The organism is Kitasatospora sp. NPDC059973 (genome assembly GCF_042737525.1).
Taxonomy (GTDB): Bacteria; Actinomycetota; Actinomycetes; order Streptomycetales; family Streptomycetaceae; genus Kitasatospora.
In genome coordinates this window covers 1-17,378 of the sequence record NZ_JBHWUI010000170.1, presented here as the reverse complement: position 1 = coordinate 17,378, position 17,378 = coordinate 1, and the positions used below count along the sequence as shown (strand labels likewise).

The following is a 17,378-nucleotide window of genomic DNA, read 5'->3' as shown; positions in this document are numbered from 1 at the left end:
GCCGCACCCCGGGAAACTCCGGGGTGCGGCAGGGCCTCACTGCTGTCCGGACGCGACCGGACGGCCCGGCCGCAGGACGCTCAGCCCAGTTCGAGACTGCGCAGGACCAGCCCGGTGGCCGGCTTCGGGCCGAAGGACGTGGACTTGCGGGGCATGGTGACGCCCTGCTCGGCGAGCCGGCGGACCACGCTCTCGCGCACCGGGTGGAGCAGCACCGCCGTGCCGCCGGTTCGGGCGGCCTCGCGCTCGGCGGACACGGCGGTGTGCAGGTAGCCGATGTCGTCCGGGCCGTCGGGGACCCGCCAGGTGTGGTCGAGCAGGGCGGCGTGCAGCACGGTCGCGTCCAGGTGGCGCCACTCCTCCGGCCGGTCGTGCGGCACGCTGGCGTCGAGCAGGGCCTCCTCGGGCTCGCCGATCAGCCAGTAGACGCCGTCGCCGCCGGTCAGCACGAACCCGTTGCCGCCCTGCCGCTTCTGCTCGGCGAGGGCCTGGAGGGCGGTGGCGAGCGGGCCGGGTACCTCCTTGACCCGCCACTGGTCGCCCAGCTTCTCCAGGGCCGCGGCGATCGGCAGCCGGTACAGCACCCGGTGGATCGCGCGGACCCGCAGCGGGTAGCGGGCGGTGTCGACCAGCAGCACCAGGCCCCGGTCCCAGGGGCTGCGCGGCAGGTGGCGGTGCTCCCGCTGGAGCCGCAGGTACATCTCCCAGCGGTGGTGGCCGTCGGCGATCAGCGCCCGGCAGGTGGCCAGGTCGCGGCTGATCTCGGCGATCCCGGCGGGGTCGGTCACGGCCCACAGCCTGTGGTGGGTGCCGTCGGTGGTGGTCGTGGTGAGCAGCGGGTCGTCCTCGACGGCCCGTTCGATCACCCCCGCGGCGCCCCCGTTGCCCCGGTAGGTGAGCAGCAGCGGTTCGAGATTGGCGCGGGTGGTGCGCATCAGACCGACCCGGTCCGCCACCGGCCGGGGCATCACGTCCTCGTGGGGGAGGACGACGCCGGCCTCGCTGCCGCTGACGGCGAGGGCGCCGATCAGGCCGCGTTGGAGCAGCTCCGGGGAGTCGCCGGTGGCGGGGACCCGCTGCTCGTAGACGTACAGCGCCGGCTCGGGGTCGGCGGCCAGGACCCCCTCGCGCTGCCAGGCGCGCAGCAGCCGGGCGGCGTGCCGGTAGCGGGTGTCGCGGTCGGGCCGGTCGCCGGCGTCCTCGGGTTCGGGGCGCGGCAGGATCAGCCGGACCACGTTGTGCGGGTCGGCGGTCTCCAGATCGAGCCGGCGGCCGGGGTCGACGACGTCGTACGGCGGTGAGGTGACCGCGGCCAGGGCGCCGACCCGGTCGGGGACGTAGCGGAGGCCGCGGAAGGGGGAGAGGGACAGACCTGCGGTGGCGACGTGGCCGGGGTTACCGGGGCCGCCCTGCGGAGACTCCGCTCCGCTTTCTGCACTGGGTGTGCTCATTCTGGGCATCGTAATCGGGTACGCGTTGTTCAGAGATCGGAACACCCGTGCTGGTCCGGAGCGGGCGGGTGTCGTGACCGAGGGCGAGGTACGGCGTGAGAGAGCGCAGTGGGCGGTCGACGCAGCGTTGTGCGTCCCGCGAGGCGGTCGGCGCGGGCGGCGAGGTGGGCGCATGAGTGGTGGGCAGGAGCGGTTGGACGGCGGCGGCGGGGCGGACGGCTCCGCGGACGGTGTGATGAACGGGTCGGCGGGCGCCGGGCGTTCGGGCGAGGGCTTCGACGGCCCGGGGGGCGGGGCGGAGCAGGGCCGGGCCGGGGAGCCCGCGGGGGACGTCTACGAGTGGTTCCGCCGGGGCGGGAAGCTGCTGGCCCAGGGGCATCCGGCGGCCGCCGAGCAGTTGCTGGCGCGGGCGGCCGCGGCGGAGCCGCACTCGCGCAGCATCCGGGAGATGCTGGCGCGGGCGCAGTTCGACGCCGGTTCGTACGCGGCGGCGCTGGAGAACTTCCGGGCGGTGGCCCTGGCCGATCCGTCCGACGACTACGCTCAGTTCGGGTGGGGCGTCTCGGCGGCCCGGCTGGGCGACTTCGAGACGTCCGCCGAGCACCTGGCGCTGGCCGTCGCGATGCGGCCGGACACCGACCACTACCGGTCGGCGCTGCGGCAGACCCGGGCGACCCTGGCGGCCCGCGCCGGGGCGTTCGGCCCGCTGCTGCCGGGGGCGCCGGGGTACGCCGGACCCCGCCCGTCACCCGGCGGGCTGCCGGCGGCCGCCGACCGGGGCGCGGGGGACGACGAAGTCCCCGGCGGCAGGGCCCGGGACGAGACGGATGACGGGAAATCGACGCAGTGAATGAGGTAGCGAAGGCATGACCGAGACGGCCACCACCGAGCGACGGACCGCCCCCGGCGGCAGTGAGCGCCCGCTCACCGAGGCGTACGACACGGCACTGCTGGACCTCGACGGCGTGGTCTACGCCGGGCCCGACGCGATCGACCACGCGGCGGACTCGCTGGCGTCGGCGCGTTCGGCCGGGATGCGGCTGGCGTACGTGACCAACAACGCCTCCCGCCCGCCGCGGGTGGTGGCCGCGCACCTGACCGAGCTGGGGGTGCCGGCCGAGCCGGACGACGTGATCAACTCGGCGCAGGCGGCCGCCCGGGTCGTCGCCGAGAAGGTGCCGGCCGGGTCGAAGGTGCTCGTGGTCGGCGGCCTGGGCCTGGAGGAGGCGCTGGCCGAGCGCGGCCTGGTGGCCGTTCGCACGCTGGCCGAGGAGCCGCTCGCGGTGGTGCAGGGCTTCGACGCCTCGGTGGGCTGGACGCACCTGGCGGAGGCCTCCTACGCGGTGCGGAGCGGGCTGCCGTGGGTGGCCTCCAACACCGATCTGACGGTGCCGACCGCGCGCGGGATCGCGCCGGGCAACGGCGCGCTGGTGGCGGCCGTGCGCGCGGCGACGGGTGTGGAGCCCGAGGTGGCGGGCAAGCCGCTGCCGCCGATGCACCGGGAGACCGTCCTGCGGACCGGTGCCGAGCGGCCGCTGGTGGTCGGGGACCGGCTGGACACCGACATCGAGGGGGCGTTCAACGGCGGCGTCGACAGCCTGCTGGTGTTCACCGGGGTCACCACGGCGGCTCAACTGCTCTCGGCGCCGGTGGAGCACCGGCCGACGTACCTCGCGGAGGACCTGCGGGGGCTGCTGGTGGCGCACCCGGCGGTCACCGGGCAGCCGGGCGGCGGGTTCGGCTGCGGCGGCTGGGTCGTGGTGGCGCAGGACGGGGTGCTGAAGCTGGAGGGCACCGGTTCGGACCGCTGGGACGGCCTGCGGGCGCTCTGTGCGGCGGCCTGGACGGCACTGGACGCGGACGGCGGTCCGTCGGACGGGCGCAAGGCGCTGGCCGAGCTGGGGTTCTGAGCCCCGGGGCCGGCCGGCCGGTCCGCGCGGCCGGCCCCACGAACGGGTGCCGGGGCGCGGGCCGGTTGGCCGCCGCGCCGCCCGGTCAGAGCAGTGTGCGCAGCCGCAGCAGGTCGCGGAAGCCGGCCTCCAGCCGGACCCGGCCACTGGCCCAGGCCGCCGCGAAGTTGAGCGTGCCGCCGACCAGGGCGACCAGGTCGTCGCTGCTCATGGTGAGCCGGATCTCGGCCTTCGTGGCGGGCGGGCCGGGTGCCTCGGTGACGTCCTCGATCCGGCCGTCGCGCAGCCGGCCGGTGAAGGTCAGGTCGAGGTCGGTGATCCGGCAGGTGAGGGAGCGGTCGAGGTCGGCCGCCTTGCGGACGTTGCCGGTGGACTTCGCCAGGTTCCGGCTGAGCTGCTCCAGTGCCGTGCGGCACTCCTCGGCGTTGGCCATGGCGGCTGGTCCACTCCCTGTGCGACGGCGGCGGTCACTGCGGGGCCACGGTACCGCAGGCGGGTTTTGGCGGTAGCGTCGTCGGTGGGGTGCCCGGAACCGGTCCGGGTACCGACGGCGACGGAGCGATGCGCGCAGGCGCTAAGGAGGCACCCGGATGCTGCCGAAGACGGTGCGGGGAGCGGTGGAGGTCGCCGCCGGGCTGGTGGAGGAGGTCGGCAAGCGGGTCGTCGGGACGGCGGCCGGGCTGCTGGAGATGAGCGGGGTCGACGTCGCCGAGGTGGAGCGGCGGTTGGGCGGGCCGTTCCCGCCGTCCGCGAAGTCGCTGCAGACCCTGGCCGAGGAGGCGGTGACCGCCGGCCGGGCCGGGGTGGACCTGGCGGTCGGCGTGGCGCGCAGCGAGGTGGAGAAGGCCTTCGAGAAGGTCGGTGACCAGGTGACCAAGGTCGGCGTGGTGCTCGCCTACCTGGAGAGCAAGCTGCGCGAGGTCGAGGAGGAGGCCGTTCCGGCCGCGTCGCCGCAGGAGGAGGAGCCCGGCACGGCGGCGCCGGCGCCCCGCGCCGACGCCCTGTTCGGGCACGGCTGGGAGCTGGACGACGAGCCGGCGGCACTCGCGGCGCGGGCGGGCGGCGAGCCGATAGTGGCCGAGCGGGTCGAGGTCGACGAGCCGGTGGAGACCGATCCGCCGGTGCCGCCGGCCGTGGCGGAGAAGCCGGCGGCGGCCGAGAAGCCCGCCGAGCGGAAGCCCGCGGCGAAGAAGCCGGTGGCGAAGAAGGCCGCAGCGCAGAAGCCCGCAGCGCAGGCGCCCGCCGTGAAGAAGGCTGCCGTGAAGAAGGCTGCCGCCAAGAAGCCCGCCGCGAAGAAGCCCGCCGAGCAGCAGCCCGCCGCCAAGAAGGCCGCGGCGAAGAAGGCTCCCGCGAAGCGGACCGCCGTCAAGAAGACCGCCGCCGCGACCACCGAGCGGGCCGCCGCGAAGAAGGCGGCGCAGGCCGCCGGCCAGGAGCCGCCCGCCAAGAAGCGGACCGCGACCAGGAAGACCACCGTCCGCAAGAGCAGCACCAGGAAGCCCGATGCCTGATCCCGGCCCGGGCACCGCCCCCGCGCCCGTCATCCGCCCGGCGGACCCGGCCCGGGACCTCGCCGCGGACTCAGCCGCGGGCGCCGACCCGGACGCCTTCCTCGGCATCGATGAGCCGCTGCCGCTGGGCGTCGAGCCGACTCCCACCGGCCACCCGGCCGTCGACGCCGCGCTGGCCCGGCTGGAGGCGTTGGACGGGGTGCCGACCGAGGCACACGTCGCGGTGTACGAAGATGTTCACCAGCGGCTGACCGACACGCTGGCCGCGCTCGACCAGGATCGACCCGCTGGGTCCGACCGTTCGCGATGACCCGTAGGAGCTGAAACACCAGTGGCAGTGGCACGACGCCGTCTCGACGCGGAGCTGGTCCGCCGCAAGCTGGCCCGGTCGCGCGAGCACGCGTCCGAGCTGATCGCGGCCGGCCGGGTGACCGTCGGCGGCACCACCGCGACCAAGCCGGCCACCCAGGTGGAGACCGCGGCGGCGGTCGTGGTGGCGAACGACGAGAACGACCCCGACTACGTCTCGCGCGGCGGGCACAAGCTTGCCGGGGCGTTCGCGGCCTTCGTCCCGCAGGGCCTGGTGGTCGAGGGCCGCCGGGCGCTGGACGCGGGCGCCTCCACCGGCGGCTTCACCGACGTGCTGCTGCGTGCCGGGGCGGCCGGCGTGCTGGCGGTGGACGTCGGCTACGGACAGCTCGCGTGGTCGCTGCAGAGCGACGAGCGGGTGACGGTGATGGACCGCACCAACGTGCGCGAGCTGACCCGGGAGCTGATCGGCGGTTCGCCGGTCGACCTGGTGGTCGGCGACCTCTCGTTCATCTCGCTCGGCCTGGTGCTGCCAGCGCTGGCCGGCTGCGCCGCCGAGGACGCGGACCTGGTGCTGATGGTCAAGCCGCAGTTCGAGATCGGCAAGGAGCGGCTGGGCAGCGGCGGCGTGGTGCGCAGCCCGCAGCTGCGCGCCGAGATGATCCGGCAGGTGGCCGGGAAGGCGTGGGAGCAGGGGCTGGGCGTGCGGGCGGTCACCGCGAGCCCGCTGCCGGGGCCGTCGGGGAACGTCGAGTACTTCCTCTGGCTGCGCCGGGACGCCCCGCCGTTGGACCCGGCGGAGGCGGACCGGGCCGTCGCCGAAGGCCCCCGGTAGGGTGCTCTGCGGACGTCCGGTCCGTCATGCTGAGTGACGCGGCCGCACCGGGCCGAGGGCGACCCGGCCGACGTAGGGAGAGGGCAGCGGGCATGAGCGAGCGAACCGTGGGGGTAATCCCGGCCGAGATCCGGGGGAGAGCTGTCGAGGGGTACGCGTCGCCCGCGGCTACCGTGGGGAGACGGGGGCACCTCGGAGCTGTCGGGACGGGCGGAGAGGGGCGCGCATGAGTGAGGGACGTACGGTCTTCCTGATCGCGCACACCGGCCGGGAGGCCGCGCTGCGCAGCGTCGAGGGCCTGGTGCACGGCCTGCTGAAGGCGGGCATCCGGATCCGGCTGCTCGCGGCCGAGGCGGTCGACCTGGACCTGCCCGACGGCATCGAGCGGGTGGCCGGCGGGCCCGGCGCGGCGGACGGCTGCGAGCTGATCCTGGTCGCCGGCGGGGACGGGACGCTGCTGCGCGGGGCCGAGCTGGCCCGTGAGCACGGGCTGCCGATGCTCGGCATCAACCTGGGCCGGGTGGGCTTCCTCGCGGAGGCCGAGCGGGACGATCTCGCGGTCGTGGTGGAGCGGGTCGTCGACGCCGAATACGAGGTCGAGGAACGGATGACGCTCGACGTGATCGTCCGGACCAACGGCGATGTGGTCCACCAGGACTGGGCGTTGAACGAGGCCTCGATCGAGAAGGCGTCCCGGGAGCGGATGCTGGAGGTGGTGACCGAGGTGGACGGCCGTCCGGTCTCCAACTTCGGCTGCGACGGGGTGGTCTGCGCGACGCCGACCGGTTCGACGGCGTACGCGTTCTCCGGCGGCGGCCCGGTGGTCTGGCCCGAGGTGGAGGCCCTGCTGATGGTGCCGATCAGCGCGCACGCGCTGTTCGCCCGGCCGCTGGTGGCCTCGCCGGACTCGGTGCTGGCGGTCGAGGTGCAGCCGAAGACCCCGCACGGCGTGCTCTGGTGCGACGGGCGGCGCTCGGTGGAGCTGCCGGCCGGGGCCCGGGTGGAGGTCCGCCGGGGGCAGACGCCGGTGCGGCTGGCGCGACTGCACCGGGCGCCGTTCACCGACCGGCTGGTGGCGAAGTTCGCGCTGCCGGTGACGGGTTGGCGCGGGCGGGCCGAAACGCACTGACGGAGGGGCCCGGGCCGCCGGTTCCGACCACCGGCGGCCCGGGCCCTTCGCCGTGGGCGGCCCTCAGACCGCCAGCGGCTGGCTGTCGTCGCCCGCGCTCCAGCGGCCGCCGAGGGCGGCCCGGGCGGCGACCTCCGCGAGGCGTTCGACGGCGGCGGGCACGGCCGCGGCGGGGAGGGTGAGCGGGATCCGGATGTGGTGCTCGAACGCCCCGTCCGAGCCGAAGCGGTTGCCCGCCGCGATCCGTACGCCGCCCTGCTCCCCGGCCTGGGCCAGTGCCGCGCCGGACAGGCCCCCGGTGGAGACCCAGAGCGCGAGCCCGCCGGGCGGAGCGGCGTAGTGCCAGGCGGGCAGCCGCTCGCGCAGCGCGCGGGCGAAGGCCTCGGCGGTGGAGCGCAGCCGGTCCAGCTGGTGGGCGCGGACGGCCGCCAGCGGCTCGCCGAGCAGCTCGGCGGCGATCAGCTGGTCCAGCACCGGGGCGCCGACGTCACTGTAGACCCGGGCGGTGGCCAGCCGGCGCACCAGCGCGGGGGCCGCCCGGACCCAGCCGATCCGCAGGCCGCCCCAGAGCAGCTTGCCCGCCGAGCCGACGGTGACCACCTGGGCGGACCGGTCCAGTGCGGCCATCGGGCGGGGGAGCACGGCGTCCGGTGCGAGGCCCCAGCCGAGCTCGGCGGTGGTCTCGTCGGCCAGCACGATCGTGCCGGCGGCCCGCGCGGCGGCCAGCAGTTCGCGGCGCTGCTCCTCGGGGACGAGGGCGCCGGTGGGGTTGTGGAAGTCCGGGATCACGTAGGCGGCCCTGGGCGTGGCGCCGCGCAGCACCCGGCGCCACTCGGCGAGGTCCCAGGAGGGCTGCCGGGACGGCCCGCCGGGCCAGCCGTAGGGGACGGGCACCAGGCGCGCCTCGCCCAGGCGCAGGGCCTGCAGCGTGTGCGCGTAGCTGGGCGCCTCGACGGCGACCCGGTCGCCGCGGGAGATCAGCGCCTGCCGCACCAGGTGCAGCCCGCCCATCGCGCCGATCGTGATCAGGATCTGGTCGGGGGTGGTAGGCAGGCCGCGCTCGGTGTAGCGCCGGGCCACCGCCTCGCGCAGCACCGGGACGCCGGTGGGGTAGTTGCCGTGCCCGGCGGCGTACGCGGGGAGCTGTTCGACGGCCCGGGCGGCCGCCGCGCCGAGGAAGGGCTGCGGGGCGGGCAGCGCGGCGACCCCGAGGTCCAGCGTGCGGCCCTGCTCGTCCGGCGGCACCGGGTGCAGCGCGTCGCCGGGCGGTGGGGCGCCCTCGGGCAGGGCGGTCCAGCTGCCGGATCCGCGCCGGCTGTGCAGGTACCCCTCGGCGCGCAGCGCCTCGTACGCGGTGGCCACGGTGGTGCGGCTGAGCCGCAGCGCCAGGGCCAGCTCGCGCTCGGCGGGGAGCCGGGCCCCGACCGGCAGCCGGCCCTCGGTGACCAGCAGCCGGACCTGCCCGGCCAGCGTCCGGTAGGCGGGGCGGCGGGCGGCGGCCGGCTCGGGCAGCCGGGCCGCGTCGAGCAGCCGGGCCAGTGCGGCGGCGGTGACGGTGGTGTGCCAGTCGGCCATGGCTGATCAGTCCACTTGCTCGGAATTGGCCCTGGAAGGGGTCGCTTTGGCCTGTCCATCATGGCAGGGCGGCCATCGAGTCCGCCACCGTCGCGGGCCGGGCCCGTACGGTGCAGCACCACCTGCGGGAGAGCCCGATGGCCACCACGACCACGCGACCGACCACCCCCGCGCCCGCCGTCACGGCGCGGCGCCCCTCCCTCGCCGTCCGCCTGCTCGGCGACACCCACGCACTGGGCCGCCGCCTCCCGCAGCTGCTGGTAGGCCTCTCCCTCTACGGGGCGAGCATGGGGCTGATGCTGCGCTCCGGGCTCGGTCTCGACCCGTGGGACGTCTTCCACCAGGGCCTGCAGCGCACCGCCGGCCTCTCGGTGGGCGCCTGGGTGACCATCTGCGGCGCGCTGGTGCTGCTGCTCTGGATCCCGCTGCGCCAGCGCCCCGGGCTCGGGACCGTGGCCAATGTGCTGATGATCGGCGCGGCGATGGACCTCACCCTCCGGGTGACCGGCACGCCCGGACCGCTGCCGGCCCGGATCGCGCTGATGGTCGGCGCGATCGTGCTGAACGGCCTGGCCACCGGCCTCTACATCGGCGCCCGCTTCGGCCCGGGCCCGCGCGACGGCCTGATGACCGGCCTGCACCGGCGCACCGGCCGGTCGCTGCGGCTGATCCGGACCGGAATCGAACTCACCGTGCTGGCCGCCGGAGTCCTGCTCGGTGGTACCGCGGGCGTCGGCACCGTCGCATACGCGCTGGCCATCGGCCCGCTCGCGCAGATCTTCCTGCCCTGGTGCACCGTGCCCAGCCCCGCCGAAACGCCCCGGAAGGGATGAACTTGAGGGGCGTGGAGTTGCCGCTCGTCGCGCGCCGGGGCCGGAACCTCGTAAGGTCGTCACCGTGTTGGACGAGATGCGGATACGGGATCTAGGGGTCATCGACGATGCGGTGGTCGAACTGGCCCCCGGCTTCACCGCCGTGACCGGTGAGACCGGTGCCGGCAAGACCATGGTGGTGACCAGCCTCGGCCTGTTGCTCGGTGGCCGGGCCGACCCCGCTCTGGTGCGCAACGGCGCCGGACGAGCGGTCGTCGAGGGCCGCCTCGAACTGCCCGAGGGCTCCCCGGCGGCGGTCCGCGCGGTCGAGGCCGGCGCCGAACTCGACGACGGCGCGCTGCTGATCAGCCGGACCGTCTCGGCCGAGGGCCGCTCCCGGGCGTACGTCGGCGGCCGGGCCGTGCCGGTCGGGCTGCTGGCCGAGCTCGGCGAGGACCTGATCGCCGTGCACGGCCAGACCGACCAGCAGCGGCTGCTCCGGCCGGCGCGCCAGCGCGGCGCCCTGGACCGGTACGCGGGCGAGGCGGTGGCCGAGCCGCTGGCCCGCTACCGCGAGGTCTACCGCCGGCTGCGGGAGGTCTCGGCCACCCTGGAGGAGCTGACCACCCGGGCCCGCGAGCGCGCCCAGGAGGCCGACCTGCTGCGCTTCGGCCTGGACGAGGTGGCCGCCGCCGAGCCCGTCGCCGACGAGGACGTCGAACTGGGCGCCGAGGCCGAGCGGCTCGGCCACGCCGACGCGCTCTCCTCCGCCGCCACCCTGGCCCACGCCGCGCTGGCCGGCGACCCCGCCGACCCGGAGGCGCTGGACGCCGGCACCCTGCTGGCCCAGGCCCGCCGCGCCCTGGACGCCGTCCGCCACCACGACGAGCGCCTCGCCGGCCTCGCGGACCGGCTGAACGAGGTCGGCTACCTGCTGGCCGACGTCGCTGGTGACCTGGCCGGCTACGCCGACGACCTGGACGCCGACCCGGTCCGGCTGGCCGCCGTCGAGGACCGCCGGGCCGTCCTGGCCCAGCTGCTGCGCAAGTACGGCGGCCCGGAGAACTCCCTCGCCGAGGTGCTCGCCTGGGCCGACAACGGCTCCGCCCGGCTCGCCGAGCTCGACGGTGACGACGAGCGGATCGACGAACTCGGCGCCCAGGAGACCGCGCTGCGCGCCGAGTTGGCCGAGCTCGCGGGCGAGGTCTCGACCGCCCGGCAGGCCGCCGCCGGCCGCTTCGCCGAGGCCGTCTCCGCCGAGCTCGCCGAACTCGCGATGCCGCACGCCCGGGTGACCTTCGCGATCGCCCAGGTCGACGACCTCTCCGGCATCGAGGTCGACGGCCGAACCGTCGCCTACGGCCCTCACGGCGTGGACGAGGTCGAGGTCCTGCTCGCCCCGCACCCCGGGGCCCAGCCCCGCCCGATCGCCAAGGGCGCCTCCGGCGGTGAGCTGTCCCGGGTGATGCTCGCCGTCGAGGTGGTCTTCGCCGGCGCCGACCCCGTCCCCACGTACCTGTTCGACGAGGTGGACGCCGGCGTCGGCGGCAAGGCCGCGGTCGAGATCGGCCGCCGGCTTGCCAAGTTGGCCGAGTCGGCCCAGGTCGTGGTGGTCACCCACCTGCCGCAGGTCGCCGCCTTCGCCGACCGCCACCTGGTGGTGGTGAAGACCAACGACGGCACCGTGACCCGCAGCGGCGTCAAGGTGCTCAACGACGAGGAGCGGGTGCGCGAGCTCTCCCGGATGCTCGCCGGCCTGGAGGACTCGGAGTTGGGCCGCGCCCACGCCGAGGAACTGCTGGCCGCCGCCCGGGCTCCGCGCCACCGTTAGCCTCCGCCGCCCGGCCCGGCGGCCCTCCGGCGGACCGCGACGCGCCCCCCGTGGCGCCGACTGTCCAAGAGGGCCGCCGACCTGGCATGGTGGCGGCTGGACACTGGCTTTCCAGTCCCGAGCGCCGTCGGCGGGCAATCCTCGCGACGCGGCGCGCGAACCTGATCGAGTCGGATGCGAGACGACGTGGACCATTCCGCCGCCCGGGCCACCGCGGCCGCCCCAGAACCGGGTCAGCTGCACGTGGTGCTCGTCCTGGCCGCCAGTACCGGCGGCATCGGTGCGCACGTGCGCTCCCTGGCACAGGGCCTGGTCGCGCACGGAGTGACCGTCACGGTCTGCGCGCCCGCCGGTACGGACGCGTTGTTCGGCTTCTCCCGCACCGGAGCCAGGTTCCACCTGGTCGACATCACCCCCACGGCGGGCGCCCGCAGCGACGCCACCGCGATCGGCGAGCTGCGCCGTGCCTTCACCGGCGCCGACGTGGTGCACGCCCACGGCCTGCGGGCCGGGCTGCTGTCGGACCTGGCGCTGCGCACCGCCGGCCGCTTCCCGGGACTGCGCCCGGAGACCCCGCTGGTGGTCACCTCGCACCACGCGCTGCTGGCCACCGGCATGGAGCGGCGGCTCCAGCGGCTGATGGAGCGCCGGGTGGCCCGGGCCGCCGACCTGGTGCTCGGCGCCTCCTCCGACCTGGTGGCCCGGGCCCGCGAGCTGGGCGCCACCGATGCCCGGCTCGGCCCGGTGGCCGCCCCGCCGGTGCCCGAGGGCCGGCTGGAGCGGGCCGAGGCCCGGGCGGCGCTGCTCGGCGACGGCCCGGACCGTCCGCTGCTGCTGGCGGTCGGCGGACTCGTCCCGCAGAAGGCCTTCGGGGTGCTGCTGGACGCCACCCGCGAGCTGGCCGGGCTGGATCCGCAGCCGCTGCTGCTGATCGCCGGCGACGGCCCCGAGGCCGCCGGGCTCCGTGAGCGGGCGGCCGTGGAGAAGGCCGACGTCCGGCTGCTCGGCTACCGCACCGACGTGCCGGACCTGCTGGCGGCGGCCGACGTGCTGGTGGTCTCCAGCCGCTGGGAGGCCCGTTCGCTGGCGGTCCAGGAGGCGATGCGGGCCGGCGTCCCGGTGGTGGCCACCGCCGTCGGCGGCATCCCCGAGCTGGTCGGCGACGCCGCCGTGCTGGTCCCGCCCGGCGACGCGGCGGCGCTCGGCCGGGCGGTGCGCGAGCTGCTGGCCGACCCGGAGCGCCGCCGGCGCCTGGTGGCCGCGGGCCGGCAGCAGGCCGAGACCTGGCCGGACGAGGCCGCCACGGTGGCCCAGGTGCTCAGCACCTACGACGAGCTGGTGCAGCGCACCCCCTAGCCGAGCCGAGCGGCCGGTCCGAACCGCGACGGGTGGGACCGCGACGGGTGGGACCGCGACGGGTGGGGCCGGGCCTGCCCGGGCCGTGGCCGCCCGGGCAGGCACCGCTCAGACCGTGGCCTGCTCGACCCGGTCGACGGCCGGGGCGTCCGGCTGGGCGGAGAGGTAGGCCCCGCCGCAGGCGGTCAGCCGCAGCGCGGTGTCGATCAGCGGGACGTGGCTGAAGGCCTGCGGGAAGTTGCCGACCTGGCGCTTCTCCCGCGGGTCCCACTCCTCGGCGAGCAGGCCGAGGTCGTTGCGCAGCGACAGCAGCCGGTCGAACAGCTCGCGGGCCTCCTGGACCCGGCCGATCATGGCGAGGTCGTCGGCCAGCCAGAACGAGCAGGCCAGGAACGCGCCCTCGTGGCCGGAGAGGCCGTCCACGTTGTTGCCGCTCTCGTCGTGCGTCGGGTAGCGCAGCACGAAGCCGTCCTCGGTGGAGAGCTCGCGCTGGATCGCCTCGATGGTGCCGATCACCCGCTTGTCGTCCGGCGGGAGGAAGCCGACCTGCGGGATCAGCAGCAGCGAGGCGTCCAGCTCCTTGCCGCCGTAGTACTGGGTGAAGGTGTTGCGCTCCGGGTCGTAGCCCTTCTCGCAGACGTCGCGGTGGATGGTCGCCCGCAGCGTGCGCCAGCGCTCCAGGTGGCCGTCGGAGGGGGCGTCCTCGGGGTTCTGCTCCAGCAGCTTGATGGTCCGGTCGACCGCCACCCACGCCATCACCTTGGAGTGGACGAAGTGCCGGCGCGGGCCGCGGACCTCCCAGATGCCCTCGTCCGGCTCCTGCCAGTGGTCCTCCAGGTAGTCGATGAGCCGCAGCTGGAGGTGGTGGGCGTGGTCGTTGCGGACCAGCCCGGTCATGTGGGCCAGGTGCAGGGCCTCGACGACCTCGCCGTAGACGTCCAGCTGCAGCTGGCCGGCGGCGCCGTTGCCGACCCGGACGGGCTGGGAGCCCTCGTAGCCGGGCAGCCAGTCCAGCGAGGACTCGGTGAGCTCGCGCTCGCCGGCGATGCCGTACATGATCTGCAGGTTCTCCGGGTCCCCGGCGACGGCGCGCAGCAGCCACTCGCGCCAGGCCCGGGCCTCGTCGCGGTAGCCGGTGCGCAGCAGCGAGGAGAGGGTGATGGCGGCGTCGCGGAGCCAGGTGTAGCGGTAGTCCCAGTTCCGCTCGCCGCCGATGTCCTCGGGCAGGGAGGTGGTGGGGGCGGCGACGATGCCGCCGGTGGGGGCGTAGGTGAGGCCCTTGAGGGTGATCAGGGAGCGGATCACCGCCTCGCGGTAGGGGCCCTGGTAGGTGCACTGGCCGGCCCACTCGTGCCAGAAGTCCGCGGTGGCGTCGAGCATCTCCTCGGCGTCCGGGGCCTTGGGCGCTTCCAGGTGCGAGGCCTGCCAGGTGAGCGCGAAGGCGATCCGCTCGCCGGCCTGGACGGTGAAGTCCGCGTAGGTGGTGAGGTTGCGCCCGTAGGTGTCGGCCTCGCCGTCCAGCCAGACCGAGTCGGGGCCGGCCACGGCCACCGTCCGGTGGCCGCCGTCGGCCTGCTCGACGCGGTGCACCCAGGGCACGACGCGCCCGTAGCTGAACCGCATCCGCACCGCCGAGCGCATCCGGACGGTGCCGGACAGGCCCTCGACGATCCGGATCATCTGCGGGACGGAGTCCCGGCCGGCCAGCGGGCGCGGGGGCATGAAGTCGATCACCCGGACGCTGCCGCCCCGGGAGTCCCACTCCTGTTCCAGGATCAGTGAGTCGCCCCGGTAGCGGCGCCGGTCGGCGGGGACGGCCGGCGCGGCCGCGGTGGGCGGGGGGACCCGTAGGTCGCCGGTGTCGGTGTACCGGACGTGTGGGGTGTCGGGGGCCGGCGCGGGGGTGGCCGGCAGCTCGGCGGCCATCACCTCGGCCGGGCCGATCCGCCAGAAGCCGTGTTCATCGGTGCCCAGCAGGCCGGCGAACACCGCCGGCGAGTCGAAGCGGGGCAGGCACAGCCAGTCGACCGCTCCGTCCCTGCTGACCAGGGCAGCGGTCTGCATGTCCCCGATGAGTGCGTAGTCCTCGATACGGCCGGCCACGTGGATCTCCAGTTCGCAATGTGGTCACGACGCATCGGCGATCCGGGGAGAGCCAGCGGGTCTGCGGGGCCGGGGGTCACCCCGGGACGTCCGGCCTGCCGGGGGTGGTGGCAGGCCTTGCTGGAGTGTCCGCGCGGGGCTCGGTCGAGCCCCAGGGTGGGTGGGGGGTGCTGGATAACGGGGAGGTCCGGTCGCGCATCGGGGACCGAGAGGTGTCCTTGCCCTCCCACGCCCTCCGCTTGCTCGTGCTGTCGGCGATGCGTCCGTGCAGCTTACGACGGACGAAAGGGGCGAAGCACGCGGGCGCAGCCCTGCGTGGCGCCACAATTCGGCGGAAATGCCGTGCATCGTGGGGGAGCCGTAAAGGATGGCTCGGAAGGATCACCTCCGGATGGTCCGTCGGGAGGGGGCTCCATGACCCGCCCGAGCGCCGCGGAGTGGCCCGCTCGGGCCGGTGGTGCGACCGGTGTGACGCGTGCGCCGGGTGGTGCGCCGGTGGTGCGCCGACGGAGTGGTTCCCGAGCGCCGCGAGCGGGCCGGAACGCGTCCGGGCCGGGGCACTGATACCCTGGTATCCCGTGGACCGGTGGGATCAAACGCCCCGGACCAGCCGAACCGACGACTCATCGAGTGCCGTGCACCACACCGCACTCCCGTCGCGCCAGGCGAGCCGAGAGCTTCCCGCCCACGTCACCTTCGACACGCGACCCACGGGAGCCCCCTCTTGGCACAGCCCCATTCCGGCAAGGCATCGAACGGCCGCGCCGTGACGACCAAGCACCTCTTCGTCACCGGGGGTGTCGCCTCTTCGCTCGGCAAGGGCCTCACCGCCTCCAGCCTGGGCGCCCTGCTCAAGGCCCGCGGACTCCGCGTGACGATGCAGAAGCTCGACCCGTACCTCAACGTGGACCCGGGCACCATGAACCCGTTCCAGCACGGCGAGGTCTTCGTCACCGACGACGGTGCCGAGACCGACCTCGACGTCGGCCACTACGAGCGGTTCCTCGACACCAACCTGCATGGCTCGGCGAACGTCACCACCGGCCAGGTGTACTCGACGGTCATCGCCAAGGAGCGCCGCGGCGAGTACCTGGGCGACACCGTCCAGGTGATTCCGCACATCACCAACGAGATCAAGGCCCGGATCCGCCGGATGGCGACCGAGGATGTCGACGTGGTGATCACCGAGGTCGGCGGCACGGTCGGCGACATCGAGTCGCTGCCCTTCCTGGAGGCCGTCCGCCAGGTCCGCCACGAGGTCGGCCGGGACAACGTGTTCTTCGTGCACGTCTCCCTGCTGCCGTACATCGGCCCCTCGGGCGAGCTGAAGACCAAGCCCACCCAGCACTCGGTGGCCGCGCTGCGCAACATCGGCATCCAGCCGGACGCCATCGTGCTGCGCGCCGACCGCGAGGTCCCGCAGGCCATCAAGCGCAAGATCTCGCTGATGTGCGACGTGGACGAGGAGGCCGTGGTCGCGGCCATCGACGCCAAGTCGATCTACGACATCCCCAAGGTCCTGCACGGCGAGGGCCTGGACGCGTACGTGGTCCGCCGGCTGGACCTCCCGTTCCGCGACGTGGACTGGACCACCTGGGACGACCTGCTGCGCCGCGTCCACGAGCCGCAGCACATCGTCAAGGTCGCGCTGGTCGGCAAGTACATCGACCTGCCGGACGCCTACCTGTCGGTGACCGAGGCGCTGCGCGCCGGCGGCTTCGCCAACAACGCCCGCGTCGAGATCAAGTGGGTCACCTCCGACGACTGCGAGACGCCCGAGGGCGCCCAGGCGCAGCTCGGCGACGTGGACGCGATCTGCGTCCCCGGTGGCTTCGGCGACCGCGGTGTGGACGGCAAGGTCGCCGCGATCACCTACGCCCGGGAGAACAGGATCCCGCTGCTGGGCCTCTGCCTGGGCCTGCAGTGCGTGGTCATCGAGGCCGCCCGCAACCTGGCCGGCCTGCCCGAGGCCAACTCCACCGAGTTCGACGCGGCCGCCAAGTACCCGGTCATCTCCACCATGGCCGAGCAGCTGGCGATCGTCGACGGCAAGGGCGACCTGGGCGGCACGATGCGGCTGGGCCTCTACCCGGCCAAGCTCGCCGAGGGCTCCATCGTCCGTGAGGTCTACGGCGGCGAGCAGTACGTCGAGGAGCGCCACCGGCACCGCTACGAGGTCAACAACGCGTACCGCGCCGACCTGGAGAAGACCGGCCTGCAGTTCTCCGGCCTCTCCCCGAAGGGCGACCTCGTCGAGTACGTCGAGTACCCGCGCGAGGTGCACCCCTACCTGGTGGCCACCCAGGCCCACCCGGAGCTGAAGTCCCGCCCGACCCGCCCGCACCCGCTGTTCGCGGGTCTGGTCAAGGCGGCCATCGAGATCAAGACGGCCGCCCAGTAGTCGGGACCCGGTAGTCGGTACCCGGTCGTCGGTTCCCACTGCTCGGCGCCCGGAGGTCGGCGCCGGGCAACGGGCGCCCACCAGGAGTAGTCGTCGACATGTCACCGGACGGCGGCCCCCCGCATACCCCCGGGCCCCCGGCCGGCCGTATATTT

The 17,378-nt window shown here is 75.0% G+C and carries 14 protein-coding genes; 10 read left to right on the top strand and 4 right to left on the bottom strand.

Annotation, left to right across the window (positions count from 1 at the left end):
• Window positions 1-80 precede the first annotated feature (80 nt).
• On the bottom strand, window positions 81-1,451 hold the full coding sequence (locus tag ACFWA9_RS32335) for a DUF1015 domain-containing protein (protein ID WP_352296092.1): 1,371 nt from the start codon (window positions 1,449-1,451) through the stop codon (window positions 81-83).
• Window positions 1,452-1,623: 172 nt separating this feature from the next.
• Here ACFWA9_RS32335 and ACFWA9_RS32330 point away from each other — a divergent pair, with 172 nt between their 5' ends.
• Together ACFWA9_RS32330 and ACFWA9_RS32325 are read left to right on the top strand one after the other, a co-directional pair.
• A complete protein-coding gene (locus ACFWA9_RS32330; protein WP_380391937.1) occupies window positions 1,624-2,301 on the top strand; it encodes a tetratricopeptide repeat protein in 678 nt (225 codons plus the stop codon).
• Between the two features lie 16 nt (window positions 2,302-2,317).
• Window positions 2,318-3,361: an HAD-IIA family hydrolase gene (locus ACFWA9_RS32325; protein WP_352296098.1), complete on the top strand. Its 1,044-nt coding sequence runs from the start codon at window positions 2,318-2,320 to the stop codon at window positions 3,359-3,361.
• An 85-nt stretch (window positions 3,362-3,446) separates the two neighbouring features.
• On the opposite strand, the gene ACFWA9_RS32320 is transcribed toward ACFWA9_RS32325, so the two are convergent.
• A complete protein-coding gene (locus tag ACFWA9_RS32320; protein WP_352296101.1) occupies window positions 3,447-3,794 on the bottom strand; it encodes an alkyl sulfatase C-terminal domain-containing protein in 348 nt (115 codons plus the stop codon).
• Window positions 3,795-3,951: 157 nt separating this feature from the next.
• Between ACFWA9_RS32320 and ACFWA9_RS32315 the strand changes: the two genes are divergently transcribed.
• The 4 genes from ACFWA9_RS32315 (at window position 3,952) to ACFWA9_RS32300 (ending at window position 7,145) form a co-directional block, all read left to right on the top strand.
• Window positions 3,952-4,872, top strand: a complete 921-nt coding sequence (locus tag ACFWA9_RS32315; RefSeq protein WP_380391934.1) for a hypothetical protein — start codon at window positions 3,952-3,954, stop codon at window positions 4,870-4,872.
• Window positions 4,865-5,182 (top strand): hypothetical protein, encoded by a 318-nt coding sequence (locus ACFWA9_RS32310; RefSeq protein ID WP_380391931.1) that lies wholly within the window; start codon window positions 4,865-4,867, stop codon window positions 5,180-5,182. Before ACFWA9_RS32315 ends, ACFWA9_RS32310 begins: the two co-directional genes overlap by 8 nt.
• A gap of 27 nt (window positions 5,183-5,209) precedes the next feature.
• Window positions 5,210-6,016 (top strand): TlyA family RNA methyltransferase, encoded by an 807-nt coding sequence (locus tag ACFWA9_RS32305; RefSeq protein WP_329492300.1) that lies wholly within the window; start codon window positions 5,210-5,212, stop codon window positions 6,014-6,016.
• A gap of 226 nt (window positions 6,017-6,242) precedes the next feature.
• Window positions 6,243-7,145, top strand: coding sequence for an NAD kinase (locus ACFWA9_RS32300; RefSeq protein ID WP_352296109.1), 903 nt, complete (start codon window positions 6,243-6,245; stop codon window positions 7,143-7,145).
• A gap of 63 nt (window positions 7,146-7,208) precedes the next feature.
• On the opposite strand, the gene ACFWA9_RS32295 is transcribed toward ACFWA9_RS32300, so the two are convergent.
• Complete coding sequence (locus ACFWA9_RS32295) at window positions 7,209-8,720, bottom strand: PLP-dependent aminotransferase family protein (RefSeq protein ID WP_329490163.1); 1,512 nt, start codon at window positions 8,718-8,720, stop codon at window positions 7,209-7,211.
• 137 nt (window positions 8,721-8,857) lie between these two features.
• Between ACFWA9_RS32295 and ACFWA9_RS32290 the strand changes: the two genes are divergently transcribed.
• From ACFWA9_RS32290 to ACFWA9_RS32280, 3 genes are all read left to right on the top strand, one after another.
• Window positions 8,858-9,553, top strand: a complete 696-nt coding sequence (locus ACFWA9_RS32290; RefSeq protein WP_380391927.1) for a YitT family protein — start codon at window positions 8,858-8,860, stop codon at window positions 9,551-9,553.
• 76 nt (window positions 9,554-9,629) lie between these two features.
• Window positions 9,630-11,363, top strand: coding sequence for a DNA repair protein RecN (recN, locus tag ACFWA9_RS32285; RefSeq protein WP_352296144.1), 1,734 nt, complete (start codon window positions 9,630-9,632; stop codon window positions 11,361-11,363).
• A 186-nt stretch (window positions 11,364-11,549) separates the two neighbouring features.
• Window positions 11,550-12,719, top strand: coding sequence for a glycosyltransferase family 4 protein (locus ACFWA9_RS32280; protein WP_380391924.1), 1,170 nt, complete (start codon window positions 11,550-11,552; stop codon window positions 12,717-12,719).
• Window positions 12,720-12,827: 108 nt separating this feature from the next.
• Here ACFWA9_RS32280 and ACFWA9_RS32275 read toward each other — a convergent pair whose 3' ends face one another.
• Window positions 12,828-14,822 carry a glycoside hydrolase family 15 protein gene (locus ACFWA9_RS32275; protein ID WP_380391921.1) on the bottom strand — a complete coding sequence of 665 codons (1,995 nt, stop codon included), beginning with the start codon at window positions 14,820-14,822 and terminating at the stop codon, window positions 12,828-12,830.
• A gap of 766 nt (window positions 14,823-15,588) precedes the next feature.
• Between ACFWA9_RS32275 and ACFWA9_RS32270 the strand changes: the two genes are divergently transcribed.
• Window positions 15,589-17,223 (top strand): CTP synthase, encoded by a 1,635-nt coding sequence (locus ACFWA9_RS32270; RefSeq protein WP_380391918.1) that lies wholly within the window; start codon window positions 15,589-15,591, stop codon window positions 17,221-17,223.
• The last annotated feature ends 155 nt before the right edge of the window (window positions 17,224-17,378 follow it).

Excerpts from the sequence above, each read along its gene's own strand:
- recN (WP_352296144.1), top strand. The coding sequence starts at position 9,630 with ATGCGGATACGGGATCTAGGGGTCATCGACGATGCGGTGGTCGAACTG.
- ACFWA9_RS32335 (WP_352296092.1), bottom strand. The coding sequence starts at position 1,451 with ATGAGCACACCCAGTGCAGAAAGCGGAGCGGAGTCTCCGCAGGGCGGC.
- ACFWA9_RS32330 (WP_380391937.1), top strand. The coding sequence starts at position 1,624 with ATGAGTGGTGGGCAGGAGCGGTTGGACGGCGGCGGCGGGGCGGACGGC.
- ACFWA9_RS32325 (WP_352296098.1), top strand. The coding sequence starts at position 2,318 with ATGACCGAGACGGCCACCACCGAGCGACGGACCGCCCCCGGCGGCAGT.
- ACFWA9_RS32310 (WP_380391931.1), top strand. The coding sequence starts at position 4,865 with ATGCCTGATCCCGGCCCGGGCACCGCCCCCGCGCCCGTCATCCGCCCG.
- ACFWA9_RS32315 (WP_380391934.1), top strand. The coding sequence starts at position 3,952 with ATGCTGCCGAAGACGGTGCGGGGAGCGGTGGAGGTCGCCGCCGGGCTG.
- ACFWA9_RS32290 (WP_380391927.1), top strand. The coding sequence starts at position 8,858 with ATGGCCACCACGACCACGCGACCGACCACCCCCGCGCCCGCCGTCACG.
- ACFWA9_RS32295 (WP_329490163.1), bottom strand. The coding sequence starts at position 8,720 with ATGGCCGACTGGCACACCACCGTCACCGCCGCCGCACTGGCCCGGCTG.
- ACFWA9_RS32300 (WP_352296109.1), top strand. The coding sequence starts at position 6,243 with ATGAGTGAGGGACGTACGGTCTTCCTGATCGCGCACACCGGCCGGGAG.
- ACFWA9_RS32320 (WP_352296101.1), bottom strand. The coding sequence starts at position 3,794 with ATGGCCAACGCCGAGGAGTGCCGCACGGCACTGGAGCAGCTCAGCCGG.